The sequence below is a fragment of the Massilia horti genome, from assembly GCF_004614195.1.
Lineage (GTDB): Bacteria > Pseudomonadota > Gammaproteobacteria > Burkholderiales > Burkholderiaceae_D > Telluria > Telluria horti.
On record NZ_SPUM01000029.1, the window covers coordinates 24,968 to 47,537 of the forward strand.

Here is a 22,570-nt window from a genome sequence, read left to right on the forward strand (position 1 = left end):
CAAGTTGGCAGGACCCATCAACCGCGCCGCGTTGCGCGCGCAGCTCCTCAAGCTGGTCGCCACCGTCAGCTCGCTGGCGGCGCTCGCGGCCATGCTCGACCCTGACCGGGTCGCAGCCTCGATGGGTTTGTTTCTGGTCGGCGTAAACGGCTACAGCCAGTTTTACGCGATCTATGTCGGAGTCCGTCTCGCCACCGCGGGACTGGCTCTGCTCGCAGCAAGGCAGGGCGACCAGCCCATCCTCGGCGACCTCACAGCATTGTTCCTCCTGGCGCAGCCGGCCGGCCGCATGGTCGCGGCTTTCGCGATCGGACTGCCGAAGGGGATATTATTAGTCGTCTGCGGGATCGAACTGTTGGCGGGCTTTTCCCTGCTGGCGCTACGCCCGCGTGGAAAAGTCACCTCGCCATGAAATCAGCCATCCAGCAAGCCTCACGCATCATCGTCAAAGTCGGCTCGTCGCTCGTCACCAACGAAGGACGCGGCCTCGATCAAAACGCCATCGCGCGCTGGGCCGCGCAAATCGCCTCGCTGCGCGCGCTCGGCAAGGAAGTGGTGCTGGTGTCTTCCGGCGCCATCGCCGAAGGCATGCTGCGCCTGCACTTTGGCGAGCGCCCGACCGACATCCACGAGCTGCAGGCCTGCGCCGCGGTCGGCCAGATGGGGCTCGCCCAGATTTACGAAACCAGTTTTCGCGCGCACGGCATCGGCACCGCGCAGGTGCTGCTCACGCATGCGGACCTTGCGGACCGCGAACGCTACCTGAACGCACGTTCCACGCTCACGACCCTGCTGCGCCTGGGCGTGGTCCCGATCATCAACGAGAACGACACGGTGGTCACCGACGAAATCAAGTTCGGCGACAACGACACGCTGGGTGCGCTGGTCGCGAACCTGATCGAGGCCGACGCGCTGGTGATCCTGACCGACCAGCGCGGGCTGTTTTCCGCCGATCCGCGCAAGGATCCGTCGGCCACGCTGATCGGGGAAGCGCAGGCGGGCGATGAAAGGCTCGAAGAGATGGCCGGCGGCGCCGGCAGCAGCATCGGCCGCGGCGGCATGCTGACCAAGGTGCTGGCGGCCAAGCGCGCGGCGCGTTCGGGCGCGCATACCGTCATTGCCTGGGGCCGCGAGGACAACGTGCTGGTGCGGCTGGCCAGCGGCGAAGCGATCGGCACCCAGCTGACCGCACCGACCGCGCGCCTGACCGCCCGCCGCCAGTGGATGGTCGATCACCTGCACACGGCTGGCGAGGTGGTGCTCGACGCGGGCGCGGTGCAGAAGCTGACGCAGGAGGGCAAGTCGCTGCTGCCGATCGGCGTGACGGCGGTGAATGGCCAGTTCCGCCGCGGGGAAGTGATCACCTGCGTCGACGAGCAGGGAAATCCGGTGGCGCGTGGGCTGACCAATTACACGGGGAGCGAGGTGCGCCTGATCATGCGCCGTTCATCGTCCGAGATCGAGGGTATCCTCGGTTATGTCGAAGGGCCGGAGCTGATTCACCGCGATAACATGGTTCTGCTGTAAGCTTCGGCTTTTTATCGGACCGACAAGATGAACAATATTTCGCCTGTTGCTGTTGTCCAGGCTCAGCTCGATGCCTATAACGCCAAGGACATCGATGCGCTGTTGGATACGTATGCGCCGGACGCCGAACAGTTCACGCTTCATGGCGAGCGCCTGGCAAAGGGGATTGACGAGATGCGCCCGCGCTTCCTTGCACGCTTTGAGGAGCCGGCGCTGCACGCCCGGTTGTTGTCGCGTATCGTGATGGGTAATGTGGTGACTGACTTCGAGCTCATCACCCGTAATTTCCCAGAGGGTGAAGGCACGCTCGAAATGCTGTGCATCTACGAAGTCGTCAATGGGCGGATTCAGCGTGCCAGTTTCGCTTTGGGGGCCAAGACGTTGCTGAGGGGCCGGGCTGCCTGAACATTGGCAGCATGGGGCAGGCAAGGGGAAGTTTGCCCGCCCTTGATCCTGATCGACGTTCTTGGTCAGCTTATGCTGTCAAATGGTAGCCTTGCCCTGGAAGGAGAAAACTTTGGCAGATGTTATGGAGGAGCGACTTTCCGCGCTTGAGCGTGACGTCGCGATAATCAAAGCCACCGGGGCGACGAAGGCCGATATCGCGGAACTGAAGGCCGAGATTGCCGAAGTGAAGGTTACGATCGCCGAAGTGAACGGTAGGATCGCCGAAGTGAAGAGCAGCATTATCATTTGGGTGGTCAGCGCATTTTTCCTCACCCAGCTGTGGCCTATGCTGCTGAGGAAACTCGGACTCTAGCTGCCCGGCGCCGCGCGAACAAGCGCTTCCAGAAAACAATTTCAAACACGCCCGCAACTGCAAAGGCGACCCCAGCGCCGGTATCGAGGCCGACGTAATACATGCCGAGTGCGGCAGCCAGGCAAGCAAGTGTAATCAGGTGACGCATAGGAAACTCCCAAGATTCGTTGTTCTGCATCTTGCCATAAAGATTGCGACTCAGGTTGGAATCCGTCGTGGCCGGGTTTCATTTGCGCCCTGTTGAAGCGCTGTTGATGGTCGCGCTCTTATACTGTCAGCTTGGTTACCCTACTTGCGCTGGCAGGGAGCGAGTCTGGAAGAAGCAATGGACGATCGGGTAAAAATGATCGAGGGTCGCCTGTTCGCTCTTGAGCGCGACATTGCGATTATTAAAGCCACTGGTGCTACGAAGACCGATCTTGCGAAACTAAGATCGGAATTAAAGACTGCGATCGCTGAAGCGAAGAGCGGCATCATCATCTGGATCGTCAGCGCCATTGTCCTCGCGCAGGTTTTGCCTATGCTTCTGAAGCGAATCGGCTTCTAGCATTACGCATGGCCACATCTAAGCCCCAGCGGGCGCCGGCGTCTTCGGCTTGTACTCGCACAGGTCGTTGATGATGCAGTTCCAGCACTTGGGCTTGCGCGCCACGCAGGTGTAGCGGCCGTGCAGGATCAGCCAGTGGTGCGCGTCGTGCAGGTATTCCCTCGGCACAAACTTGAGCAGCTTTTGCTCGACCTCGTCCACGTTCTTCCCCGGCGCGATCTTGGTGCGATTGGCCACGCGGAAGATGTGCGTATCCACCGCCATGGTCGGTTCACCGAAGGCCGTGTTGAGCACCACGTTGGCCGTCTTGCGGCCCACGCCCGGCAATGCCTCCAGCGCCTCGCGCGAGTGGGGCACTTCGCCGCCGTACTGGTCCACCAGGATCTGGCAGGTCGCCATCACATTCTTGGCCTTGGTGTTGTACAGGCCGATGGTCGAGATGTAGGTCTTCAGTTCGTCCAGGCCGAGGTCGAGAATCTGTTGCGGCGTGTTGGCGACCGGGTACAGCCGGCGAGTGGACTTGTTCACGCCGACGTCGGTCGCCTGTGCTGACAGCAAGACCGCGATCAGCAGTTCGAACGGGGTGCTGTATTCGAGCTCGGTGGTTGGGTGCGGATTGGCTTCCTTGAAGCGGCGAAAGATTTCGAGTCGCTTGGCTGGGTTCATGTCAGTCTTTGTTCTCCGGCGGGGTCTGGCCGGCGGCGCGCAGGCGCGCGCGTTCCATCGCGGCGGCGATAATTGCGCGTTTGCGCTCCTTCTCCGCCAATTCTTCCGGGGTATTGGTCGCGTCGGCCGTTACCGCACGCATCTTCTCGACTGCCTTGGCCGCCAGGCGCGCGTCGTTTTCCTCCTTCTCGCGCTGCAGCCGCACTGTGCGGAAGTCATGGCGTGCGCGGGCGGCATCGGCCTGCTCCTGCGACCAGGCGGCCCAGCCGGTCAGCTCGCCCGTCACCGGGATCATGGCGATGCAGTCGACCGGGCAGGGTGCGACGCACAGGTCGCAGCCGGTGCACAGGCTGGGCAATATGGTGTGCATCTGCTTGGCCGCGCCCATGATCGCGTCGACCGGGCAGGCCTGGATGCACAGCGTGCAGCCGATGCACAGGCTCTCGTCGATGAACGCGACCGGGCGCGCGCGCTCGACACCGTTGGCCGGGTTGATCGGAATCACCGGCCGGCCCGTGAGCGCGGAAAGCCGCCGCACGCCTTCGATACCGCCGGGCGGGCACTGGTTGATCTCTGCCTCGCCGCGCGCGATTGCCTCAGCATAAGGGCGGCAGGCGGGGTAGCCGCACTTGGTGCATTGGGTCTGCGGCAGCAGGTCTTCGATCTGGTCGGCGAGGGTCTTGGTCACGGCTGGTGGTGCGGGAGGAAAGCCGACATTATCCGATAAAAGTGGCGGGGCCGCGAGACGGGGCCACCAGTGCGTACGCGGACGCCAACGTGACGCGGCCGTACCGCGTGCGCACTGGTCCTCGCCGGCCGCGCGCCCCCTACGCCTCTGTAAGCCGGACGAAAAAAATGCCGCAGCGGGTGTGCTGCGGCATTTTTGTGTTTCGGAAGCGCCGGTCAGGCGTGCGTGCGGATGAATTCGCCGATGCGCGGACAAATGATCTCGCGCCAGCGACGGCCCGAGAAGATGCCGTAGTGTCCGGCTTTGGCCGCCACGAAGTCGTAGCGCATGTTTTCCGGAATCCCGCTGCACAGCTCGTGTGCGGCCTGGGTCTGGCCCGCGCCGGAGATGTCGTCCAGTTCGCCTTCCACCGTGAGCAGCGCCACGGTCTTGATGTCCTGCGGGCGTACCAGCTGGCCGCCCACTTCCCATGTGCCCTTCGGCAGGCGGAACTCCTGGAACACGGTCTTGATGGTGTCGAGGTAGTACTCGGCCGGCATGTCGAGCACGGCGTTGTATTCGTCGTAGAACTGGCGGTGGCTCTCGGCGGAGTCGTCGTCGCCGCGCACCAGGTGCTGGTAGAACTCGCGGTGGCTCTGCGCGTGGCGGCCCGGATTCATGGCGATGAAGCCGGCGTGCTGCAGGAAGCCCGGGTAGACCTTGCGGCCGAAGCCCGGGTAATTTCCCGGCACCGAGTAAACCACGGTGTTTTCGAACCACGAGAACGGCTTTTCCATGGCCAGGTCATTGACCGCGGTGGGCGACTTGCGGGGATCGATCGGGCCGCCCATCATGGTCATGGTGCGGGGCAGCTTGGGGTCGTTGTTGGTCGCCATCAGCGAGATCGCGGCCAGCACCGGCACGGTCGGCTGGCATACCGAGATCACGTGCAGATCCGGTCCCAGCAGGCGGATGAAGTCCTGGACGTAGAACACGTAGTCGTCCAGGTGGAACGGGCCTTCCGACAGCGGGACCATGCGGGCATCGGTCCAGTCGGTGATGTAGACGTCGTGGTGCGCCAGCAGCGCGCGCACGGTGTCGCGCAGCAGGGTGGCGTGGTGGCCGGACAGCGGCGCGACCAGCAGCACTTTGGGCTGGTTCAGCGCTTCGATCTTGCGGTCGCTCAGGTCTTTCTTGAAATGCAGCAGTTTGCAGAACGGCTTGGTGACGACGGTGCGTTCCATGATGCCGACCGGCTTGTCGTTAATGGTGACGTTGTCGATGCCGAATGCCGGCTTGGCATAGTCCTTGCCGAGCCGGTACATCAGCTCGTAGCCGGCCGCAATACGCTGCGAGAAGGGGGTATGTGCAAACGGTGAAACTGGGTTCGAAAATAGCTTCGAGGACGCATCGGCCCACTGCATGAGCGGAGTCAGAAACGTGCGTTGCATCTCGTGCAGTTGGTAAAGCATAAAGTATCCTTCTGGATGAGGTCGCGCGTGGCAAACGTTCGCGCAAGGCACTCGATCAATTATAGGTTATGTGGCTTGGGCTGTGGAAACAGTCTCCGATCTGAAAATAATGGTGCCGCACGACACTATTTGTATCACGATTTGTGGCGGTCCGTCGGTACGTGCGGCCACAGAAAAGCGAATGCCCCGGCGAGCCGGGGCATTCGTGGTGAAGAACTTACGGAACGGTAGCGTTTAGTCAAACACAGGTGTTTCCACGCCAAGGATCTTATGCAACTTGGGTGAGGTGGTCGTGTACTGCATGTGAATCTTCTTGTCAGGGAAGATGTACGGCGCGGCGCCGAAGGCGGCCAGCGCGGCTTCGTGGAAGCCCGACAGGATCAGCTTTTTCTTGCCCGGATAGGTGTTGATGTCACCCACGGCAAAGATGCCCGGTACGTTGGTTTCGAACTTCTCGGTGTCCACGACCTTGAGCTGGCGCTTTTCGATGTCCAGGCCCCACTCGGCGATCGGGCCGAGCTTGGGCGACAGGCCGAAGAATACCAGCAGCATGTCCAGCGGCACGCGGCGGGTCACGCCATCGGCGCCGGTGACCTTCACCTCGCTCAGCTTGCCGTCGCGCTCGTCGAAACCGGTGACCTGGCCGGTGATCAGCTGCATCTCGTACTCGTCGCACAGCTGCTTCATCTTGGCGACCGAGGCCGGGGCGGCGCGGAAGTCCTCGCGGCGGTGCACCAGCACCACCGACTCGGCCTTGCCGACGAAGTTCAGGGTCCAGTCGAGCGCGGAGTCGCCGCCGCCGCAGATGACCAGGTTCTTGCCTTCGAACAGGGCAGGGTCCTTGACGCGGTAGAACAGCTGGCTGTTGTCGAACTTGTCGATGCCGTCGACCTTGATGGTGCGCGCCTGGAACGAGCCGACGCCGGCTGCGATGAAGATGGTCTTGGTGATGAAGCGGGTGCCGGCCGAGGTTTCGACATTGAAACGGCCGTCTTCGCGGCGCTGCACGGTCGTCACTTCCTGACCCAGGTGGAAGGTCGGATCGAACGGTTCGATCTGCTTGAGCAGGTTGTCGGTCAGTTCCTGGCCGGTGCACACTGGCACGGCCGGGATGTCGTAAATCGGCTTGTCCGGATACAGTTCCACGCACTGGCCGCCGACGGCCGGCAGCGAATCGATCACGTGGGCCTTGATTTCAAGCAGGCCGAGCTCAAACACCTGGAACAGGCCAACCGGGCCTGCGCCGATGATCACGGCGTCGGCATCGATGGCGCCGGCAAACGAACTGTTGGGAGCGAGGCTGCCCGCTTCGTGGCTGATTGTCATGCTTACTTCCTGTTGATTTTGAATGAGGGGCGCCGGGCCTGCGGTGACGCGATGGCGCCTAGTGTGCCATGGATGGCAGGAGGCCGACGCGCTGCCCCCGCCAGGTGAGAGCAGCTGTTGGGCTGGTCAGCGAACCAGCTGGTCGATCTTGTTCTTGACGTCTTTCCACTCGTCCGCGTCGGGCAGGGCCGGCTTGGTTTTGGTGATCGACGGCCAGGCGCGCGCCAGTTCGACGTTGATCTTGATGAACTGTTGCTGGTCGGATGGCACGTCCTCTTCCGCATAGATCGCATTTACCGGGCATTCGGCCACGCAGACGGCGCAGTCGATGCACTCGTCAGGGTCGATCGCGAGGAAATTCGGGCCTTCCCGGAAACAATCTACCGGGCATACATCAACGCAGTCGGTATAACGACAACGGATGCACGATTCGGTGACAACGTGGGTCATAACAGTCCTATCTATGGTGGAGGTGCCGCGACGTCGGCGTTTGATTGATGTTCGCCAAACGTGGCAAAGCACTGTATTTTAGGGCAATTCAGCCTTTCCGACAAATTAGGCTTATACACAATAAACATAAGCAAATGTCCCTTGTCGCGTCAGTGTATTAACCAGAATGCAACACAAAACACCGCGATCACGCGGTGCGGCGCAGGTATTCGATCAGGGATTGCCATTCGGTGGCGGCGGCCGCATGGTCTTCGGTCACGCGCAGGGTGCGCTTGCGCGGGCCGTCGTCGACGGTGATTTCCCAGCGTGGAATGTCGGCCCCGATGCTGCAGGGCGGGGTGGCGTCGAAAAAGTCTAGCTTGCGCAGCAAGTCCTCGACCGATTTGCCGTCCGCGCGGCATGTGGTGTCGAGCTCGTAGCATTCAGTGCGGCCGGCAAAACCGCCGCTGGCTTTTGCGGTGATTTTCATGATTCCTCCGCGTACCAGATTGTTATTGCGTTTAATTTCGAAGCGTCAGCTTCAAAACGCCATTCCCGGGCGAGCCCGGGAACGACGGTGTTGCGCCTGCCATTAAAAACATGGCGGCGGGAGCGGTGCTTTTAATGTAATGCTTAACGCGTTGCACCAGAGCCTGAATCCGGCTCCTCCTGGCCCGCCGGCCCGTTGCGCCCGTGCTCGGCGCACCAGCGCGCCAGCGCCTGCGCTTCGCCATCGAGTACGCGTTCGATATCGTAATACTCGGCCAAGTTCATCGTCCCGCAGCAGGCCCGGCGGTCCTGCACGGCGCCCGGCGCGTCCTTGACCAGGGCCGCAAGCCTCATCCGCGGCTCGTGGTCCTCGGTGAGTGGCACCGGCGACTCGACCACCTCGCGCTGCGCGAACCGGTTGCGGATGAAGTTGGCGTAATCGGCCGGCTTGCCGTCTTCAAGCACGATGCGCAGCATTTCATTGACCACGTCGGCAAAGGTCGCGGCGATGTCCGGCGCCGCGATCAGCGCGCGCAGCACCAGAGAGCGCAGATAGGCGCCGACCCGGTGCAGCACCAACGCGTCGTCCTCCAGCGCGGGATTGCGTTCGTACGCGAACATGTCTGCCAGGATATCGTACACGGCCCCGGTGAAGACCTGCGAGATCGCGTGCACTTCCGTGCCGGCGTCCGACAAGGTAACGTTGTTGTCGGCATTACGCAGGCCGTTCGAGTTGCCAAGCGCCAGGCCGAACTGTTCGGCTATGTCGGAGAGAAAGGTCTTGTCGTGCAGGCGCGCCTTGGTCTGGGCGATGACCGCCTCGCACTGGTCGAGCTGGGACAGCGCCAGGAAGATCGCGGTCAGGTCGCCGAACGACTCGTGCAGGCCGCCGGTCTGGGGCGGATTGTCGGCCTGCAGCCATTGCGGCTTGAGGCCGTCGAGCACCGCGTGCCCGGTTTCGTGCGAGACGATGTCGAACGAGCGGCAGGTGTAGATGCGGTTGGTCTGGCCGTTGGGCACGAAATCGCCGAACTTCAGGCAGTTTTGCGAGCGGCTGTAAAAGGCGTTCATGACGTTCGGCAGACCGTACGGGAACACCTGCAGCGGCGAGGTGTCTACGCTGCTATTCCACTGCCAGGGCAGCGGCATGTCGGCGTCGGCACAGGAGAGCGCGCGCTGGTACATGGTGAGCGTCTGGCGTACCACGGCGAAAGTGTGCACCGCGTCGAACTGCGGCGTGTCCGGCATGGTGACGAAGTCGCCGAACGCGTTCGGAGCCACCGGATCAATGCCGTCGCCCGAGACGATGCGCGCGTCGCGCGGGCCGGCCAGCACGATGCCCGGCAGGAAAACCTTGCGGATGCCGAGTTCGGTCACCGACGGGTCCTGCTTCCACATCAGCACCCGGGCCCCGAAGGCGTAGGGCAGCGGCACCCCGGGCGTGGGAGAGTCGTTGCTGGCGCGCGGCGCGCCCGGCTCGTCCAGCAGCTGGGCGGCCTTGCGGTGCTGGCGGTAGGGGGCGCTCGGGGTGGGGACAAAGCTGACCGGCGACTGTTCGCGCTCGTCCGGCGCGTCGTCCGCCACTAGGGCTCGTGATTCCATGGTGACTCCTCCTTGTGCGATGGCTCAGCGGGAATGGTCACCTGTGCGGTAAATCAGGCATTGAGGAATATCAATTGATCCTGATCTAAGAGGGAGAATGCAAGGGAGGCTGGCGAACTCCGCAGTCAAATGGCATCATTGCAGGTTTTGTATTTCTGCCTCAGGAAGGAAGCGCCGCAATGGCTGACATTCGTATCGTCCAGCACCACAACCTGCCTCCGGAGGCGGCGCGCGCCGCGGCCTGCCAGGTGGCCGACAGGATGGCCGCCGAATATGGATTGGCGTGCCGCTGGTCTGGCGACGTGCTGCGCTTCGAGCGCAGCGGCGTGCACGGGTCGTTGACGCTGGATGGCTCGCACGCGGCGATGCACATCCAGCTCGGTTTTCCGATGAGCGCTTTCGCCGCGGCCATCAAGGCCAAGGTGGCGGAAAGCATGAAGAAGGTGTTTGGGGCTTGAATCAGCCCTTCAGGTCCGCGATCAGGTCGATGTACTGTTGCATCGCGTCTTCCTGCGCGGTGCCCTTCAGGCTCTCCCAGGCGTCAAACTTGGCGCGGCCGATCATGTCGCTGAAGCCGGGACGTTCGCCGCTGACGTCGCCGTTCGACGCCTGCTTGAACAGGGCGTAGATCTTAAGCAAGGTCATGTTGTCTGGGCGCTCGGGCAAGGTCTTGGATTCAAGCTGCGCCTGGATGAACTGGTCCTGCAAACTCATTGCTGCTCCTGGTTGGGGTTACTCGATTGCGTAGACGTTGCCGGGAAGAACAAGGCCCGCGCATCTTAGCGCACCACGCCGTTGAAACATGGAGTTTGGCAATGACTTTAGAGGAAATGCTCGGAAGTGGGGAGGGAGGGCACTGTGATCACAGCGCCTCGGGCGAAACCATTGTTAGCACGTCGTTCCCGCCATAGGCCGCGTGCTACCGCGGCTCAGTATGGGTTCCCGCCTCCGCGGGAACGACGTGGTGATGCTTACTTGTCCTTCTGTTATTTATCCTTCTCGTCGCTGCTGCGGAACGGCGCACTCGCGACGCTGACCACGCCCTTGCCGACCGCAACGCCCGCGCCCACCGCGGTGGTTGCGACCGTCACGCCGGCGCCGACCACCGCCCCGCCGACCGCCATGGCGGTGCAGCCGGACAGCGCCGCCAGCAGCGCGGCTGCCAACAGCATCCGGACAGGCGCGCGCATGATCAGACCGCCAGCAGTTCGACGTCGAAAATCAGGGTCGCGTTCGGCGGAATCACGCCGCCGGCGCCGCGCGCGCCGTAGCCCAGGTCGCTCGGAATGACCAGGCGGCGCGTGCCACCCACCTTCATGCCCTGCACCCCTTCGTCCCAGCCGCGGATCACATGACCAGCGCCGAGCGGGAACTCGAACGGGTCGTTGCGGTCCTTACTTGAGTCGAACTTGGCGCCCTGCGTGCCATCGTCATTGCGCAGCCAGCCGGTGTAGTGCACGGTGACGTACTGGCCGGCTTTCGCTTCAGCGCCGCTGCCGACGACGGTGTCTTCGTACTGCAGGCCGGAATTGGTGGTGGTGATGGACATGATTTTCCTTGAATATCGGGTGAAGCGCCGATTGTAGTGCATGGGCTGTCAAAGCGCTATTGACGGTCTTTCCACTGTGTTGTGAAGGCGAAGCAAATCTGAGGTGGGGCAGAGTTGGATACGACGATTTCCACGTAGAATAGGTGTTTTCTGTCCTCGGGCGAGTCCCCTTCCATGCTGCGCAGTTTTCGTAAGCTTTTTCTCTCCGGTGCCTGCCTGATGGCGGCCGTTCCGGTGGTCCACGCCAACGTTGTCGTGGTGCTCAATTCGCGTGATGCGACCGTCCAATTGCTCGACCAGTCCACGGGTGCCGACAATGGCACTTTCGCGGTCGGCAAGGAGCCGCACCACCTGATGGCCACCCCCGACAACAAGTCGTTGATCGTGGCCAGTTCGGTCGGCAACGAATTGATCTTCCTCGATCCGGTCACCGGCAAGATCCAGCGCAAGCTGACGGACGTGCTCGACCCGTACCAGATCGGGTTTTCGCCGGACCAGAAATGGTTCGTCTCGGCCTCGCTGCGGCTGGACCGGGTCGACCTCTACAAGTACGAAGGCGGCAACCTGAATTTGACGCGCCGCATCCCGCTGGCGCGCATGCCGAGCCACATCGCGTTCAATGCCGAGAGCACGCTCGCATTCATCACCCAGCAGGGCAGCGACCAGGTCAGCGCGATCGACCTGGCGAGCGGCGCGGTCAAGTGGACGATCCCGGTGGGCAAGCTGCCGGCCGGCATCATGATGACCTCGGATAACAAGTACCTCCTGGTCGGAATCATGGGCAGCAACTACGTCGAGGTGATCGACTGGCGTACTCACCAGAGCGTCAAGCGCATCAAGGCCGGCGAAGGCGCGCACAACTTCCGCCTGGCCGGCGACAAGCGCTACGTGTTCGTCTCGAACCGGGTGCAGAACTCGATCAACATCATCGACACCCAGACGCTGGAAAACGTGGGTATGATCCCGGTGCCGGGCGGTCCGGATTGCATGGAGCTGACCGCCGACGGCAAGACCCTGTGGGCCACGCTGCGCTGGATTAAAAAGGTCGCCGTGATCGACGTCCCGAGCCGCAAGGTGATCAAGATGATCCCGGTCGGCCGCTCGCCGCACGGGGTATTTTTCGCCAACGCCGCGCCGAGGTAAGCATGGCATTGCCCGGTGCGCGCGCCTGCGCGGGGCTGGTTTTGGCGGCATCGATGGCGGTCGCGCAGGCCGCCGCGCCGCAGGCTTGCCGCGGCACGATCTACCTCACTTTCGATACCGGCAGCCAGTCCCAGGCCGAGCTCATCGCCAACACGCTGAACAAACATCACGTCAAGGCCACCTTCTTTCTCGCTAATGAAAAGACGGTGCGCGGCGACTGGTCGCTCGACCCGTCCTGGGCCGGCTACTGGAAGGCGCGGGTGGCGGAAGGCCACGCCTTCGGCAGCCACACCTTCGACCACGTGTACTGGCAGCGCGACCTGCCCAAGGGCGCGATGGTGGTCAAGCCGCAGTTTGGCGAGCACGCCGGGCAGAAGCTGACCTGGAGCGCGGGACAGTACTGCGACGAACTGCGCCGGGTCGACACGCGCTTTGCCGAGCTTACCGGGCACCACCTCGATCCGTTGTTCCGCGCGCCCGGCGGGCATACCTCGCCCAACCTGCTGGCGGCGGCCAAGTCCTGCGGCTATGCGCATGTCGGCTGGGCCAAGGCCGGCTTTTCCGGCGACGAGACTTCGAGCGAGGTCTATCCGAACGCGGTACTGCTCAAGCGCGCGCTCGACAACCTGAAGGACGGCGACATTTTCATGGCGCACATGGGCATCTGGTCGCGCAAAGACCCGTGGGCACCAAGCGTTCTGGAACCGCTGATCACCGGTCTCCAGCAAAAAGGCTTTTGTTTCGCTACACTGCGTGAGCATCCGGATTACTCATCAACCGCAGCAAAATGATGCAGCACTTTATTGACTGGTTCAGCTGGGCCCAGGGATGGCTGTTCGAATCGCTGGTCGAGCCGTTCCTGTATCACGCCGGCTTGGGCGAATACATCGAGGACGCGTTCGAAGGCGTCGAGTGGTTCCTCACCGGCGTGTGCGAACTGGCCGCGCTCTACCTGGTCCTGCGCCCGCTCGAGGCGCTGATCCCCGCGCAGAAGCTGGGGAACAGGTACGCGCGCCTGAACGACTTCATTTACACCGTGATCCACCGCCTGGGCCTGTTCTCGGTCGCGGTGTTTTTCACGCTCGATCCGCTGCTTGACCGCGTGGCCGGCTTGCTGCGGTTGGAGGGCGTGCACCCGTTTAACCTGGAGTCGCTGCTGCCCGGGATGAGCCCGCTCGCCAGCTTCGTGCTGTACCTGGTGGTGCTCGACTTTTTCGAATACTGGTTCCACCGCGGACAGCACCAGTTCAACTGGTGGTGGGGACTGCACAGCCTGCACCACAGCCAGCGCGACATGAACCTGTGGAGCGACAACCGCAACCACCTGCTCGACGACCTGCTGCGCGACATCTACATGGCCGCGATCGCACTGGCGATCGGCGTGGCGCCGGCGCAGTACGTGCTGCTGGTGTCGGTCTCGCGCGCGCTGCAAAGCCTGCAGCACGCGAACGTGCGGCTGCACTTCGGCTGGTTCGAACGGCTGCTGGTGTCGCCGCGCTTTCACCGCCGCCACCATGCGATCGGCGTCGGGCACGAATCGGCGGGCAAGGGCACGCTGGGTGGCTGCAATTTCGGCGTGCTGCTGCCGGTCTGGGACATCCTGTTCCGCACCGCCAGCTTCGCCCCCGGCTTTCCCGAGACCGGAGTGCGCGACCAGCTGGAGCGGGTGGACGCCGGGGGCAACACGGTGCCCGGGCGCGACTACGGACGCGGGTTCTGGCGCCAGCAGTGGCTGGGCCTCACGCGGATGATCGAATTCGCAGGCCGGAAGCCAAGCTGATGAACGGCGTGTTCCAGGCCTACGGGCGCGCGCTGCGCTCCCAGTTTTCAAGCCGGATGCTGCTCCTGCCGATCGTGCCGCTGCTCTTGTCGGTGGCCTTGTGGGGCGGCCTCTTGTGGCTGTGGCTGCAGCCGCTGCTCGACTGGCTGCAGGCCGTGTTCACTGAACATGGCGCGGTCAGCTCAAACATCCTGTACGCGCTTGGCCTTGGCATGCTCAAGGCGCTGGCGGTGCCGCTGGCGGCGATCCTGCTGCTGGTGCCTTTGATGATCGTGACCTCGCTGCTGTTCATGGGCGTGGCCGCCATGCCGGCGATCGCGCGCCACGTCGGGCAGCGCCAGTTCCCTGATCTCGAGCAGAAGCACGGCGGCAGCATGCTCGGCAGCCTGGGCGTGGGTTTTTCAAGCATCCTCGTGTTCGTGCTGCTATGGCTGGTGACGCTGCCGCTGTATGCGTTTGCGCCGCTGGCGGTGCTGGCACAGGCGCTGCTGCTGGGCTGGCTGACCGCGCGCGTGATGAGCTACGACGCGCTGGCCGAGTATGCGAGCGCAGAAGAGCGGCGCGCTTTGGCGCGCGATCACCGCTGGCGCCTGCTGGCGATCGGCACCGTGTCGGGACTTGCCGGTGCGCTGCCCGGCATCGTCTGGGTGGGCGGCGCGCTGGTCTCAATCCTGCTGTTCCCGGTGCTGGCGGTGCTGTCGATCTGGCTGTACCTCGTCATCTTCATCTTTACCGGCCTGTGGTTCCAGTACTACTGCCTGCAGGCGCTCGACAGCCAAAGGCGTGACCAGGCAAGGATTGAACCCATGATGCAGCGCTGATGGTCTGTTTGAAAACGTGGCAAACTGGCTCCTCCATTGAACGGTAAAAGAGCCATGGCTATCGGCCTCATCATCATCGGCGACGAGATCCTGTCCGGCAAACGGCGCGACCAGCATTTTCCCAAGGTGGTGGAAATGCTGGGCGAGCGCGCTTTGCATCTGGACTGGGCCGAGATCGTCGGTGACGATCCGGCGCGCATCACCGCCACCTTGCGGCGCACGTTCGCGTCGAACGACATCGTGTTTTCCTGCGGCGGCATCGGCGCCACGCCGGACGACCAGACGCGCCAGTGCGCTAGCGCCGCCCTGGGCCGGCCGCTGGTGATGCATCCGGAAGGGCGCGCCATCATCGAACAGCGCATCCGCGACACCGCGCGTGAAGCGGGAGTGGTTGCGGACCTGACCAGGCCTGACAACCTGCAACGCCTGAAGATGGCGGAGTTTCCGGAAGGCGCAAGCCTGATCCCCAATCCGTACAACCGCATCGCCGGCTTCTCGGTGGAGCACCACCATTTCGTGCCGGGCTTTCCGGTGATGGCCTGGCCCATGATCGCCTGGGTGCTCGATACCCACTACGCGGGCCTGTTCCACGCACAAGCGCGCGCCGAGCGCTCGCTGCTGGTGTACGAACAGGCCGAGGCCGCCCTGACGCCGCTGATGGAGGCGATCGAGCAGCACTATGCCGGCGTGCGCGTGTTCAGCCTGCCCTGCGTGGGCGATGCGCACACGCGGCCCAACATCGAACTGGGCGTGAAAGGGCCGCCGGAACAGGTCGAGGCGGCGTTCGCCATGATGCGTTCGGAACTCGATTGGCGCGGAGCGGAATACCACGTTTTGTAGGCATGTTTGCCCCTCGCTGAACCCGGTCGTTGTTTTTTTGCGAAAATAATCTGCCAGCATCAAATTTGTTGAAGAGTGCTTCGTCCAAGTGCAGTTGATGTGGTGGAATGTGTACTGCGGGCGGTGAGATCCGGAGTGAGATTGCGCCGCCCAAAGTTGTAAGTTTTAACGACCTCAATCACTCGAACATACCAGCAGCACGGATGGCGGGCGGGTGTCTCGGGGATTGGGGCAGAATGAATCAGACCGGTTGAGCCATCATGGAAAGTAATCGCCCTTCGCGGCGTCCCCGTCTCGTGTCCCGCGCCGTGAGCAGGTTGCGCGGACGTCCCACCACCAACGACCTTGACGACGCAGCCGTAGCGGCCATGGAAGCGCCCGAAATGCCGCGCCAGGAACCGCACCTGTCGCTAGTCGCCGATGAGGCGCCCGATGAACAGGTTCCCCGCCAGTCGGCCGGCGGCCCGCCGCGGCGCCGCAAGAGCCGCATCAAGCCGGCCCTGCTGCTGGTGACGCTGGTGCTGGTGGCCGGCGGCGCGGCGTTTGCGGTGTACGAGTCCCGCACCTCGGCCATGCAGGCCAGGTTCTTCAGCGAACTGGCAGCCAAGATCCACTACCGGATGGAAAAGGGCCAGAGCAACGCCATCCGCTTTCCGCACGACAGCCCGTACGACGAGCGCCTGGGCTATGCCAACCTGCCGAACTACCTCTCCAAACTGGCCGGGCGCGATTACACGGTCGCGGCGCAGGCGCGCATGTCGCCCAAGATGATGGAACTGGCCGACATGGGCCTGTTCGCGACCTACCGCGAAAAGACCAAGGTGGGGCTGGACATTTTCGACTGCCACGGCCAGACCCTGTTCTCGGCGCGCTATCCGGAGCGCGCGTTCGACAAGTTCGAGGCCGCGCCGCCGATCCTGGTGCAAAGCCTGCTGTTCATCGAGAACCGCGAACTGCTCGATCCGACCTACCCCAAGCGCAACCCGGCGATTGAATGGGACCGCTTCTCCAAGGCGGTGTTCGACAAATCGGTGCATTCGGTGGGCCTGGGCGGGGGCGGGCGGGTGGCCGGCGGCAGCACGCTGGCGACCCAGATCGAAAAGTACCGCCATTCGCAGGAAGGGCGCACCACTTCGCTGTCGGACAAGCTGCGCCAGATGGCATCGGCCACGCTGCGCGCCTACCAGGACGGGCAGGACACCACCGCCGCCCGGCGCCGGATCGTGCTCGATTACCTGAACACGGTGCCGCTGTCGGCCAAGGTCGGCTACGGCGAAGTGAATGGCATTGGCGACGGCATGTGGGTCTGGTACGGGCGCGACTTCGCGCAGATGAACCAGATCCTGAGCGAGCCGCTGCTCACGCCCGAACAGGCGCTCACGTACAAGGAAGCGCTTTCCTTGATGATCGCGCAGCGCCGCCCGGCGTACTACCTGGGGGCGGGCGAGGAGGACCTCGAGACCCTGACCAACAGCCACCTGCGGGTGCTGGCGCAGGCGGGCGTGATCACGCCGCAGATGCGCGACGCGGCGCTGGCGGTCAAGCTGCATCCCGCGCTGGGTTCGGGCATCGAGCCGCCGGCGCCCAGCGCCTTCGTGTCGCGCAAGGCCGCCAACGCGGTGCGCAACCACCTGGCCAACCTGCTGGGCGATCCGCGCCTGTACAACCTGGACCGGCTCGACCTGGCGGTGGTCTCGACGCTCGACGCCGGCGCGCAGGAAGCGGTGACCGCCGCGCTGCGCCAGCTGAACAACCAGGAGGCGGCGGCCGCCGCCGGCCTGACCGGCAAGGGCATGCTGGGCAACGGCGACCCGGCCAAGGTGGTCTACAGCTTCACGCTGATGGAGCGCGGCGCGGACGTGAACTACCTGCGCGTGCAGACCGATAACTTCGACCAGCCGCTCGACATCAACGAGGGCGCCAAGCTGGACTTGGGCTCAACCGCCAAGCTGCGCACGCTGGTCACCTACCTGGACATCATCGACCAGCTGCACAAGCGCTACGGCGGCATGGGCAAGGCCGAACTGGCGAAGCAAACGACCGATCCCAAGGACCGGCTCTCGGCCTGGGCGGTGGAGTATTTCCGTACCCTGCCGGAAGGCGCGGACCGGACCCTGCCGCCGATGCTCGACGCCGCGCTCGAACGCAAGTACTCGGGCAGCCCGGCCGAAGGCTTTTTCACCGGCGGCGGCCTGCACCGCTTCGGCAATTTCAGTAAACTCGACGACCACCGCATCCTGACCGTGCGCCAGGCGCTGCAGAACTCGACCAACCTGGTGTTCGTGCGCCTGATGCGCGACGTGGTGCGCTACTACATGTTCCAGCTGCCCGGCTCGTCGGCGCAGCTGCTGGCCGATGCCGACGACCCGCGCCGCGCCGACTACCTGTCGCGCTTCGCGGACAAGGAAGGCCGCGACTTCCTCGCCAAATTCTGGAACAAGTACAAGGGCAAGGCGCCCAAGGACGCGGTGGCGACGCTGATGTCGGGCGTGCGTCCGACCGCATCGAAGCTCGCGGCCGCGCACCGCACCGTGTTCCCGGACGCGTCGCTGGCCCAGTTCACGAGCTTCCTGCGCGGCTCTGTCGCATCGAACAACGAGCTCGAGGACGACCGGATCGCCAAGCTGTACGACCAGTACGCGCCGGCCAACATGTCGCTGGCCGACCGCGGCTACATCGCCTCGATCCATCCGCTCGAGCTGTGGCTGGTGGGCTACCTGAACACCCATCCCAAGGCCGGCTGGGACGAAGTCACCAAGGCTTCGGTGCAGGAGCGCCAGGAGGTCTATTCCTGGCTGTTCAAGACCCACCGCAAGCACGCGCAGGACAAGCGCATCGCAGGCCTGCTCGAAGTGGAGTCCTTCCTCAAGATCCACGCGCAGTGGAAGAAGATGGGCTACCCGTTCGACTCGCTGGTGCCGTCGTACGCCACCACGCTGGGCGCCTCGGCCGACCGTCCGGCCGCGCTCGCGGAACTGATGGGCATTATCGTCAACGGCGGCGTGAGAAAGCCGGTGCAGCGCATCGACTCGCTGCACTTCGCTGAAGGCACGCCGTACGAAACCCTGGTCAAGCGCGCCGGGGCAGGGCCGAAGGAACAGGTGCTCGCGCCCGAGGTGGCGCGCGCGGTGGCCGACGCGATCCGCGGCGTGGTATCGGAAGGCACCGCCAAGCGCGCCAAGAGTGCCTTCGTCAAGTCGGACGGCAGCATCATCGCCGTCGGCGGCAAGACCGGCACCGGCGACCAGCGCTTCGACGTCTACGCCAAGGGCGGCCGGCTGATCGAATCGCGCTACGTGAACCGTTCGGCGACCTTCGTGTTCAACATCGGCGAACGCTTCTACGGCAGCATGACGGCCTACGTGCACGGCCCCGAGTCGGCCCATTACGACTTCACCAGTGCGTTGCCGGTGCAGCTCTTGGTGACGCTGGCGCCGAGCCTGATGCCGATGATCGAACCGCCGCCGGGCAGCCGCGCCGCGCTCCAGCAGTGCGGGCGCTGAACCGGTGCGCCGCAAGCAAGGCAGGAATCACGCGATGCAGCCGATGCGGCGCGTGATGTCGAACGTGCGCAAGTTCACCCGCATCTCGCTGCGCGACCTGCTGGTGGCGATCGGGCCGACCCTGGTACTGGTCGCTTGCGCGGTGGCGGTGGCCTACGTGGTGGTCGATCCGGCGCCGCCGCGCAAGCTGGTGCTGGCCACCGGGCAGGAGAACAGCGCCTACGAACAGTTTGGCAAGCAGTACCAGGCCGAGCTGGCCAAAAACGGCATCGCGGTACGGCTCGAATCGTCGCTCGGCTCGCAGGACAACCTGCAGCGCCTGCTCGAGGGCAAGGCCGACATCGCCTTCGTCCAGAGCGGCATGACCAACGAGGCCCAGGCCGAGCGGCGCGACCTGGTGTCGCTGGGCAGCCTGTTCACCGAGCCGGTCTGGCTGTTCCTGCGCGACGAAACGAAAGTCAAAAGCCTGACCCAGTTGAAGGGCTTGCGTATCAACCTCGGTCCGGAAGGCACCGGCGTGCCCAGGCTGTTCCGCCAGATCCTTGGCGTGAACGGCCTCGTGCCGGGCGACCTTCAGATCACAGCGCTGGAGAACACGCCAGCCACGATGGCACTGCTGGACGGGCGCATCGACGGCCTGGTGTTCGCGTCGGCGCCGGAAGCGCCGCTGATCCAGATGCTGCTGCAAACGCCGGGCGTGCACCTGTTCGACTTTACCCAGGCCGAGGCCTATACCCGGCGTCTGCCGTTCTTGTCGCACGTGGTGCTGCCGCGCGGGATCGTCGATCTCGGGCGCGACATTCCGGCCCAGGACTATCACCTGATCGCGCCGACCGCCACCATGGTGGCGCGCGAAGGCTTCCACCCGGCGCTGATCGACCAGTTCGTGCAGGCTGCGACCGAGATCCACGGCGGCGCCGGCTGGTTCCAGCAGCCGGGCCAGTTCCCGTCGCCGCGCTACACCGAGATACCGGTGGCGCGCGAAGCGGCCCGCTACTACCGCCAGGGCGCGCCGCTGCTGCAGCGCTACATGAGCTTCTGGCTGGCCAACTTCTTCGACCGGATGTGGGTGGTGGTGGTGCCGCTGCTGGCGCTGCTGATCCCGCTGTCGCGCGTGGTGCCGCCGCTCTATGTGTGGCGCATCCGTTCGCGCGTGTACCGCTGGTATGGCCAGTTGCGCGCGGTGGAGCAGTCGCTCGAAGAGGTGCAGGGCGAGCGGCGCGACGAGCAACTGGCCGACCTGCTGCGGCGTCTGGACGAGATCGAACGGAACGTGAACCAGACCTCGGTCCCGCTGGCGTTCGCCGATGCCTTGTACGAGCTGCGCAGCCACATCCATTTCGTGCGCGAGCGGGTCAGGCGGATGCCCGATACGGCAGCGAGCGCGTGAGCGGCTGCCGCTGGCACCCATTTAGCAGGACACAATTATCTGCGCCAACTATTCGCCGCGCCTCGCACGCAACTGACGGCGAAGCCGCGCGTTATCTGCCGCTACGCCAACAAGAATGACGGTAGTTAACGTGCAAGCCGCATCGTTCCCGAGCTAATGCCAGAATGCCCATGCACTTGCGGACAGTGCCAGCCCGGTAGCCAGAAGCAAGAGCGACTCTTTCATCCCGGCTCCCGCGCCAACCATAGCGCGGTTCCGAGTGCACCGAGGACAAACGAAATCAAGCCGATCCCAGACGCCGTTTCGACCGAGACGCCTGCAATGTATACGGCCATCAAACTGGTCACGAACATGGCTAAGGCTCCACCACACGGGATGGCCACCAATGCCAAAAGCAAAAACAATACACGGTTCATAATAATAGATGGTTCGACTATGGGGCAGTTGAAATACATCCCGCCCTTACTGCCGCCTGCCTACCAAGCGAACGAGTGGAGCGGGCAGCGCGGCGGCCGGTGGCCTAACAGTTTTGCCAGGACACTCGCACGTCACCCTCGTCTGCGGTTTAACACCAGCGATGTGGCGACCGCCACACCGATGAACACGCCAGCAAATATCGGCGTTAAGTTCTGCACTTCTTTAAGGAAGCAAATTATCTGTACATTGACAAACACAGCTGCAAAGAAGGCGACGCCAAGCGAAATGATCGCTCTCCGCCATGTATCTGAGAGGGGTGTCGGCAAAGAGAGAAGAACAAATGTGACTGCCGATGCGAAAAATGCAGAAACGACAATATCTATGCTCGCCATCACTATGTTCCTTCGGGGAGCGAATCCAAAGACGGTCCCGTACAGAAATGCGATATCGACCACCCCGACCCCTAATGAAATTAGAATTCGTCGAATCATCGCCGTGCGGCCACGTTTGTATTTTAAAACTAGCGATGTGATGACCGCCGTGCCAACGAATGTCATAACGAGTATGTTACCCGCCGTTTCCACGTACAGGTCCGGTGTGAATACGTCCCCCGTTAGCCAGACAAGCACGGCCACAAGAAACGCGACCCCAAACGAAATAAACATTCTCATGCGAAAGGCTCCGCTGCGGGGCAGTTGAAATACATCCCAGCACTACTGCCGCCAGCTTTCACAACTTCCTCAACGAAAGCCACGCAGTTGTTCGGCAAGACAAGCCAGCGCCATTGCTTCGTTAGGAGTTCTTCCAGTTTTGCGTGCGCCCCGGCAGGGTTGGGAATCTGGATCATCCAGCGCCGAATTTCGTGCTTGCCGCTCTTTCTCAAATAGTTCATGTAGCCTTCCTCGCGCAAAAACCTGGGGCGGTGCTTACGCCCAGCCACATGGAAATACCAGCCGCTGCCAGTGTGGAGTAGCACATGACCGCCCAAATTGATACCGTCGCCCGATACAACGACAGCGTAACAATGATGGAAGTCGAACGGTTTGATCGGGCATTGATGCATTTCGTCGCCGTCGTAGTCTTTGGGATCGAACCAACTAGACATGGTCGCCTCCGATTAAGTAGCGCCTACGCGCATTAGCAAACCTTGTTGGCAGCGCAGTCCCAGCCCCCGACGGTGCTTCCCTCAGTGCCGCCCCGGATGGACTGTTTGACGTGTTCCCAGTTTATTTTTGAGTAAGCAAGGAGAACGGTTTCCTTCATCGTTCCACCCGCGCCACTGTCGTATGTGACGTTGGAAATCATCACGTTTGTCAGAGTAATTCTTTCGTAGCAGATCGGCTTACCGTCACCGTCAGCACGCATGAACTCGAAAACCGCTTTCGGAATGGTCTTACCCATCGCACAATGCTGCCTGAGTAACGGAGACGACAAGTCAGCCAGCTTCTCAAGCATGATGTCCGAAAGCGATGCTCTGCCGCTGGTCATCCCCCCGGCCGTCGATAGGCTGGTTGCGCGTGGCTGGTTAACGTTGCCGATCACCTTTGAAACTTCGATCCAGTTTTTGTGCTTGTCGTCGGTCGATTCGCCTTTAATGCCTTCGATTTGCAAATATGCGTCTACTGCCATGAGGAATTTCTCC

Annotated in this window: 26 protein-coding genes; 13 read left to right on the top strand and 13 right to left on the bottom strand. The window is 63.1% G+C overall.

The window, feature by feature from the left end:
- Positions 1-4 precede the first annotated feature (4 nt).
- The 5 genes from E4O92_RS04485 to E4O92_RS04505 all read left to right on the top strand — a co-directional run bounded on the left by E4O92_RS04485 (position 5) and on the right by E4O92_RS04505 (position 2,834).
- Positions 5-412, top strand: coding sequence for a hypothetical protein (locus E4O92_RS04485; RefSeq protein ID WP_135188551.1), 408 nt, complete (start codon positions 5-7; stop codon positions 410-412).
- A complete protein-coding gene (proB, locus tag E4O92_RS04490) occupies positions 409-1,527 on the top strand; it encodes a glutamate 5-kinase (protein WP_135188552.1) in 1,119 nt (372 codons plus the stop codon). The genes E4O92_RS04485 and proB overlap by 4 nt, the downstream gene beginning before the upstream one ends.
- A 27-nt stretch (positions 1,528-1,554) precedes the next feature.
- Positions 1,555-1,932, top strand: a complete 378-nt coding sequence (locus E4O92_RS04495) for a nuclear transport factor 2 family protein (RefSeq protein ID WP_135188553.1) — start codon at positions 1,555-1,557, stop codon at positions 1,930-1,932.
- Positions 1,933-2,044: 112 nt separating this feature from the next.
- Entirely contained in the window at positions 2,045-2,287 is a 243-nt protein-coding gene (locus E4O92_RS04500) for a hypothetical protein (RefSeq protein ID WP_135188554.1), read from the top strand.
- Positions 2,288-2,612: 325 nt separating this feature from the next.
- Positions 2,613-2,834 carry a hypothetical protein gene (locus tag E4O92_RS04505; protein ID WP_135188555.1) on the top strand — a complete coding sequence of 74 codons (222 nt, stop codon included), beginning with the start codon at positions 2,613-2,615 and terminating at the stop codon, positions 2,832-2,834.
- Between the two features lie 18 nt (positions 2,835-2,852).
- On the opposite strand, the gene nth is transcribed toward E4O92_RS04505, so the two are convergent.
- The 7 genes from nth to E4O92_RS04540 form a co-directional block, all read right to left on the bottom strand.
- The gene (gene nth / locus E4O92_RS04510) at positions 2,853-3,500 is read right to left on the bottom strand and encodes an endonuclease III (protein WP_135188556.1); all 648 of its coding nucleotides are present in this window, start codon (positions 3,498-3,500) and stop codon (positions 2,853-2,855) included.
- A gap of 1 nt (position 3,501) precedes the next feature.
- A complete protein-coding gene (gene rsxB / locus E4O92_RS04515; protein WP_135188557.1) occupies positions 3,502-4,188 on the bottom strand; it encodes an electron transport complex subunit RsxB in 687 nt (228 codons plus the stop codon).
- Between the two features lie 215 nt (positions 4,189-4,403).
- Entirely contained in the window at positions 4,404-5,639 is a 1,236-nt protein-coding gene (locus E4O92_RS04520) for a polyhydroxyalkanoate depolymerase (RefSeq protein ID WP_135188558.1), read from the bottom strand.
- Positions 5,640-5,873: 234 nt separating this feature from the next.
- Positions 5,874-6,965, bottom strand: a complete 1,092-nt coding sequence (locus E4O92_RS04525; RefSeq protein ID WP_135188559.1) for an NAD(P)/FAD-dependent oxidoreductase — start codon at positions 6,963-6,965, stop codon at positions 5,874-5,876.
- 126 nt (positions 6,966-7,091) lie between these two features.
- Positions 7,092-7,415, bottom strand: a complete 324-nt coding sequence (gene fdxA / locus E4O92_RS04530) for a ferredoxin FdxA (protein WP_135188560.1) — start codon at positions 7,413-7,415, stop codon at positions 7,092-7,094.
- A 187-nt stretch (positions 7,416-7,602) separates the two neighbouring features.
- A complete protein-coding gene (locus E4O92_RS04535; RefSeq protein ID WP_135188561.1) occupies positions 7,603-7,884 on the bottom strand; it encodes a protealysin inhibitor emfourin in 282 nt (93 codons plus the stop codon).
- 143 nt (positions 7,885-8,027) lie between these two features.
- Complete coding sequence (locus tag E4O92_RS04540; protein ID WP_135188562.1) at positions 8,028-9,485, bottom strand: gluzincin family metallopeptidase; 1,458 nt, start codon at positions 9,483-9,485, stop codon at positions 8,028-8,030.
- Between the two features lie 179 nt (positions 9,486-9,664).
- Between E4O92_RS04540 and E4O92_RS04545 the strand changes: the two genes are divergently transcribed.
- Positions 9,665-9,943, top strand: a complete 279-nt coding sequence (locus tag E4O92_RS04545; RefSeq protein WP_135188563.1) for a polyhydroxyalkanoic acid system family protein — start codon at positions 9,665-9,667, stop codon at positions 9,941-9,943.
- Position 9,944: 1 nt separating this feature from the next.
- Here E4O92_RS04545 and E4O92_RS04550 read toward each other — a convergent pair whose 3' ends face one another.
- The 3 genes from E4O92_RS04550 to E4O92_RS04560 all read right to left on the bottom strand — a co-directional run bounded on the left by E4O92_RS04550 (position 9,945) and on the right by E4O92_RS04560 (position 11,034).
- Positions 9,945-10,199 carry an acyl-CoA-binding protein gene (locus E4O92_RS04550; RefSeq protein WP_135188564.1) on the bottom strand — a complete coding sequence of 85 codons (255 nt, stop codon included), beginning with the start codon at positions 10,197-10,199 and terminating at the stop codon, positions 9,945-9,947.
- A 272-nt stretch (positions 10,200-10,471) separates the two neighbouring features.
- Positions 10,472-10,675 carry a hypothetical protein gene (locus E4O92_RS04555; protein ID WP_135188565.1) on the bottom strand — a complete coding sequence of 68 codons (204 nt, stop codon included), beginning with the start codon at positions 10,673-10,675 and terminating at the stop codon, positions 10,472-10,474.
- Positions 10,676-10,677: 2 nt separating this feature from the next.
- Positions 10,678-11,034 carry an FKBP-type peptidyl-prolyl cis-trans isomerase gene (locus tag E4O92_RS04560; protein WP_135188566.1) on the bottom strand — a complete coding sequence of 119 codons (357 nt, stop codon included), beginning with the start codon at positions 11,032-11,034 and terminating at the stop codon, positions 10,678-10,680.
- A gap of 174 nt (positions 11,035-11,208) precedes the next feature.
- On the opposite strand from E4O92_RS04560, the gene E4O92_RS04565 reads away from it, so the two are divergent.
- From E4O92_RS04565 to E4O92_RS04595, 7 genes are all read left to right on the top strand, one after another.
- Positions 11,209-12,177, top strand: coding sequence for a YVTN family beta-propeller repeat protein (locus E4O92_RS04565; protein ID WP_135188567.1), 969 nt, complete (start codon positions 11,209-11,211; stop codon positions 12,175-12,177).
- A 2-nt stretch (positions 12,178-12,179) separates the two neighbouring features.
- On the top strand, positions 12,180-12,968 hold the full coding sequence (locus E4O92_RS04570) for a polysaccharide deacetylase family protein (RefSeq protein WP_135188568.1): 789 nt from the start codon (positions 12,180-12,182) through the stop codon (positions 12,966-12,968).
- Positions 12,965-13,957: a sterol desaturase family protein gene (locus tag E4O92_RS04575; RefSeq protein ID WP_135188569.1), complete on the top strand. Its 993-nt coding sequence runs from the start codon at positions 12,965-12,967 to the stop codon at positions 13,955-13,957. Before E4O92_RS04570 ends, E4O92_RS04575 begins: the two co-directional genes overlap by 4 nt.
- Positions 13,957-14,778, top strand: coding sequence for an EI24 domain-containing protein (locus E4O92_RS04580; RefSeq protein ID WP_135188570.1), 822 nt, complete (start codon positions 13,957-13,959; stop codon positions 14,776-14,778). Before E4O92_RS04575 ends, E4O92_RS04580 begins: the two co-directional genes overlap by 1 nt.
- A gap of 54 nt (positions 14,779-14,832) precedes the next feature.
- On the top strand, positions 14,833-15,618 hold the full coding sequence (locus tag E4O92_RS04585; protein WP_135188571.1) for a competence/damage-inducible protein A: 786 nt from the start codon (positions 14,833-14,835) through the stop codon (positions 15,616-15,618).
- Between the two features lie 260 nt (positions 15,619-15,878).
- The gene (locus E4O92_RS04590) at positions 15,879-19,121 is read left to right on the top strand and encodes a transglycosylase domain-containing protein (RefSeq protein WP_370659991.1); all 3,243 of its coding nucleotides are present in this window, start codon (positions 15,879-15,881) and stop codon (positions 19,119-19,121) included.
- A 43-nt stretch (positions 19,122-19,164) separates the two neighbouring features.
- Complete coding sequence (locus tag E4O92_RS04595; protein ID WP_229483058.1) at positions 19,165-20,511, top strand: TAXI family TRAP transporter solute-binding subunit; 1,347 nt, start codon at positions 19,165-19,167, stop codon at positions 20,509-20,511.
- 548 nt (positions 20,512-21,059) lie between these two features.
- Here E4O92_RS04595 and E4O92_RS04600 read toward each other — a convergent pair.
- From E4O92_RS04600 to E4O92_RS04610, 3 genes are read right to left on the bottom strand one after another with little or no spacing between them, the layout of a single operon-like run.
- A complete protein-coding gene (locus E4O92_RS04600; RefSeq protein ID WP_135188572.1) occupies positions 21,060-21,599 on the bottom strand; it encodes a hypothetical protein in 540 nt (179 codons plus the stop codon).
- Positions 21,596-22,033 carry a hypothetical protein gene (locus E4O92_RS04605; protein ID WP_135188573.1) on the bottom strand — a complete coding sequence of 146 codons (438 nt, stop codon included), beginning with the start codon at positions 22,031-22,033 and terminating at the stop codon, positions 21,596-21,598. The genes E4O92_RS04600 and E4O92_RS04605 overlap by 4 nt, the downstream gene beginning before the upstream one ends.
- Before the next feature lie 32 nt (positions 22,034-22,065).
- Positions 22,066-22,557: an Hcp family type VI secretion system effector gene (locus E4O92_RS04610; RefSeq protein ID WP_135188574.1), complete on the bottom strand. Its 492-nt coding sequence runs from the start codon at positions 22,555-22,557 to the stop codon at positions 22,066-22,068.
- Between the last annotated feature and the right edge of the window lie 13 nt (positions 22,558-22,570).

Coding starts and splice junctions, on each gene's coding strand:
- proB (WP_135188552.1), top strand. CDS start 409: ATGAAATCAGCCATCCAGCAAGCCTCACGCATCATCGTCAAAGTCGGC.
- E4O92_RS04495 (WP_135188553.1), top strand. CDS start 1,555: ATGAACAATATTTCGCCTGTTGCTGTTGTCCAGGCTCAGCTCGATGCC.
- E4O92_RS04505 (WP_135188555.1), top strand. CDS start 2,613: ATGGACGATCGGGTAAAAATGATCGAGGGTCGCCTGTTCGCTCTTGAG.
- nth (WP_135188556.1), bottom strand. CDS start 3,500: ATGAACCCAGCCAAGCGACTCGAAATCTTTCGCCGCTTCAAGGAAGCC.
- E4O92_RS04520 (WP_135188558.1), bottom strand. CDS start 5,639: ATGCTTTACCAACTGCACGAGATGCAACGCACGTTTCTGACTCCGCTC.
- E4O92_RS04525 (WP_135188559.1), bottom strand. CDS start 6,965: ATGACAATCAGCCACGAAGCGGGCAGCCTCGCTCCCAACAGTTCGTTT.
- fdxA (WP_135188560.1), bottom strand. CDS start 7,415: ATGACCCACGTTGTCACCGAATCGTGCATCCGTTGTCGTTATACCGAC.
- E4O92_RS04535 (WP_135188561.1), bottom strand. CDS start 7,884: ATGAAAATCACCGCAAAAGCCAGCGGCGGTTTTGCCGGCCGCACTGAA.
- E4O92_RS04540 (WP_135188562.1), bottom strand. CDS start 9,485: ATGGAATCACGAGCCCTAGTGGCGGACGACGCGCCGGACGAGCGCGAA.
- E4O92_RS04545 (WP_135188563.1), top strand. CDS start 9,665: ATGGCTGACATTCGTATCGTCCAGCACCACAACCTGCCTCCGGAGGCG.
- E4O92_RS04550 (WP_135188564.1), bottom strand. CDS start 10,199: ATGAGTTTGCAGGACCAGTTCATCCAGGCGCAGCTTGAATCCAAGACC.
- E4O92_RS04555 (WP_135188565.1), bottom strand. CDS start 10,675: ATGCGCGCGCCTGTCCGGATGCTGTTGGCAGCCGCGCTGCTGGCGGCG.
- E4O92_RS04560 (WP_135188566.1), bottom strand. CDS start 11,034: ATGTCCATCACCACCACCAATTCCGGCCTGCAGTACGAAGACACCGTC.
- E4O92_RS04565 (WP_135188567.1), top strand. CDS start 11,209: ATGCTGCGCAGTTTTCGTAAGCTTTTTCTCTCCGGTGCCTGCCTGATG.
- E4O92_RS04570 (WP_135188568.1), top strand. CDS start 12,180: ATGGCATTGCCCGGTGCGCGCGCCTGCGCGGGGCTGGTTTTGGCGGCA.
- E4O92_RS04575 (WP_135188569.1), top strand. CDS start 12,965: ATGATGCAGCACTTTATTGACTGGTTCAGCTGGGCCCAGGGATGGCTG.
- E4O92_RS04580 (WP_135188570.1), top strand. CDS start 13,957: ATGAACGGCGTGTTCCAGGCCTACGGGCGCGCGCTGCGCTCCCAGTTT.
- E4O92_RS04585 (WP_135188571.1), top strand. CDS start 14,833: ATGGCTATCGGCCTCATCATCATCGGCGACGAGATCCTGTCCGGCAAA.
- E4O92_RS04590 (WP_370659991.1), top strand. CDS start 15,879: ATGGAAAGTAATCGCCCTTCGCGGCGTCCCCGTCTCGTGTCCCGCGCC.
- E4O92_RS04595 (WP_229483058.1), top strand. CDS start 19,165: ATGCGGCGCGTGATGTCGAACGTGCGCAAGTTCACCCGCATCTCGCTG.
- E4O92_RS04600 (WP_135188572.1), bottom strand. CDS start 21,599: ATGAGAATGTTTATTTCGTTTGGGGTCGCGTTTCTTGTGGCCGTGCTT.
- E4O92_RS04605 (WP_135188573.1), bottom strand. CDS start 22,033: ATGTCTAGTTGGTTCGATCCCAAAGACTACGACGGCGACGAAATGCAT.
- E4O92_RS04610 (WP_135188574.1), bottom strand. CDS start 22,557: ATGGCAGTAGACGCATATTTGCAAATCGAAGGCATTAAAGGCGAATCG.